A 2,157-nucleotide genomic window follows, 5' to 3' on the forward strand; every position below is an offset into this window, starting at 1 on the left:
CTTCAACTAAACTGCCCCGTTAGCACAAAATCTTCTAGTTCAATGTTAACATAATATTCCAAAAAATTATTAGACAAAATAAAAAGCGATCAAATTGTAGATCGCCTTCTTTAACTATTGCCCCCGTTTGTTGAATAAGAAAAAAGAGTTGACAACCCTATATGTGGATTATCAACTCTTTTTCACTACATATATTATAGCATACATTTTTGGAAATTTTTAGACTATATTTTTTTCTATATCTCTTTTAAACTTAAGATACTTAAGTAAAGGAGTGATTTATATTAATTATTTTTATCACATCGTACCTCAAAAGATGCAAGGTAATGATCTAATACCCTTAAACAAAATTAAAAATGAATATCCAAACCTATATGAAAAGTATACTAAGAAGTATCAAGGAGAAAGAGAAAATTTATTAAAAAGGAAAATTCCTAAACTGGATTGTTTATGGAATGATGTAGTACATTTTCTCCCATTACACCCCTATCATGTATTTAATGAGTTAGATAATTTAGGTATTGAAGTAAAAAAGGATCTTCATTTTTTTAAAATTCCTGCTTATAAGCTTAATAAGAAATCGTCAGCATTATATCATTATAGACCTGAAAACTGGAATGGACCTGGACAACACATTTATGATGAAGAAATATCTATTATTGAACATATTGAAGACTTTAAAGAATTAACCTCAATTCCTAAAGAAACGGTTAATTATTATAAAGAAGAAAATCAAAAAGGAAATAAATTTGGTTTATTTCACTTTATACCTCACCTTTTAATTAAAGAGGGATTATCAATTGATAATGCTGTTAAAGTTTCTTGGAGTAACAAGCCATCATAAACACCAGCGTATTAGATTGATTTAGATTAATATGTTAATTAATGGACCACACATATTAGACATATCTAATTGTGTGGTCCTTTTTCATTCGCTTCTTCAACTAAAGCTCCCATTAGTTAAATTTCAATTAAAATGTTAAACTGAATATGTTAAAAAAATAATTTGGAAGCCTATAGTGACGTTTAAAATGTTCACTATTAATAAAATTAACGAAAACTTAAAGCTCCCAGCTTTCATAAGTAACATAACTATTAAGACAACTATAATAGCAATATTTATATAAAATAGAGGAATTGGTAATAAAAAAGCATCAATACCTATAACAAAGAAAGGGTTTGGTCTAAATATAATCAAATATCCCATTACTAAAAGCAAGAAGGTAAAAAGTGAAATAATACCTTGTAGTAGTAAAACTGGTTTCCACATAAATCTATTCCCTCCCTTTTTTATATCTTTTCAGTCTTTAAATCATCGTTAAAAATTTCTCATAAGAATAAACGGTTAATTTAATTGATCGTTTTCTTAAACTATTGCCCCCAAATAGTTGAAGAATCATTATTATCAAGAAGGGCTTTATACATTATATTGATGATTTATGAATCATAGGGCTATTCTTATATATATTCCGTTTTTCAAAATAACCATCAGAATTATACCTATACTCTATTAATTTTAATGAGGTCCCATTTATTTCAAAAACAATTGCTTTTTCTTTATTTTCTTTGCCAACTATATACATTTGCGCTGAAAATTGAACAGAGTCATCAAATAAAGAGTAAGTATTTCCTTCATGATCTTCAACAAATAATTGCCAAATGTGAGAATCATCCCACCCATACTGTTTTGGATTCTCTGAAGTTACAAATGGTGCAGGGGATACTCTTAAAACAATACGCTCTTTATTTCCATCTCCGTTTAAATCTTCATTAATATCACTCACAAGTAATACGTCTTTATAAGAAGTAACTTCACCTTCTCCTACTTTAGATATGTTGTGTGTTTCTGCATCATCTTTTGTACACCCTATTAGCACGAGTCCGATTATTAAAAAAAGTAAAATTTTCTTCATTAAAAACCACTCTCTCCTTTATTCAACAGTCCTGCCCAGTAACTCAAAGTCTTCTAAATAAATGTTAACACAATATTCCAATAATTTATCAGTAAATTAAAAAAGACGATCAATTTGCTGACTGCCTTGTTCAACTCCCTCGGTTAGAATCAATTTTCTTTCAAATACTCACTTATTCGCAGGATTTCAAGCCACTTGTCTGAACATATTGTTGAATGAAGTGGTTTACGACCGTTTCGACGAG

3 protein-coding genes are annotated in these 2,157 nt (G+C 28.8%); 1 reads left to right on the top strand and 2 read right to left on the bottom strand.

Translation table 11 applies throughout. From position 1 onward, the window contains the following. The first annotated feature begins 274 nt into the window (after window positions 1–274). Complete coding sequence (locus E3U55_RS16960) at window positions 275–844, top strand: group-specific protein (RefSeq protein ID WP_194840969.1); 570 nt, start codon at window positions 275–277, stop codon at window positions 842–844. A gap of 135 nt (window positions 845–979) precedes the next feature. Here E3U55_RS16960 and E3U55_RS16965 read toward each other — a convergent pair whose 3' ends face one another. Together E3U55_RS16965 and E3U55_RS16970 are read right to left on the bottom strand one after the other, a co-directional pair. Then, the gene (locus E3U55_RS16965; RefSeq protein ID WP_134341669.1) at window positions 980–1,270 is read right to left on the bottom strand and encodes a hypothetical protein; all 291 of its coding nucleotides are present in this window, start codon (window positions 1,268–1,270) and stop codon (window positions 980–982) included. A gap of 154 nt (window positions 1,271–1,424) precedes the next feature. Next, window positions 1,425–1,913 carry a hypothetical protein gene (locus E3U55_RS16970; RefSeq protein ID WP_134341670.1) on the bottom strand — a complete coding sequence of 163 codons (489 nt, stop codon included), beginning with the start codon at window positions 1,911–1,913 and terminating at the stop codon, window positions 1,425–1,427. Window positions 1,914–2,157 lie beyond the last annotated feature (244 nt).

Origin of the sequence: Filobacillus milosensis, assembly GCF_004402015.1 — a bacterium.
GTDB lineage: Bacteria > Bacillota > Bacilli > Bacillales > Alkalibacillaceae > Filobacillus > Filobacillus milosensis.

Bases quoted from the DNA above. Each gene is read 5' to 3' on its own strand.
- E3U55_RS16965 (WP_134341669.1), bottom strand. From the start codon at position 1,270: ATGTGGAAACCAGTTTTACTACTACAAGGTATTATTTCACTTTTTACC.
- E3U55_RS16970 (WP_134341670.1), bottom strand. From the start codon at position 1,913: ATGAAGAAAATTTTACTTTTTTTAATAATCGGACTCGTGCTAATAGGG.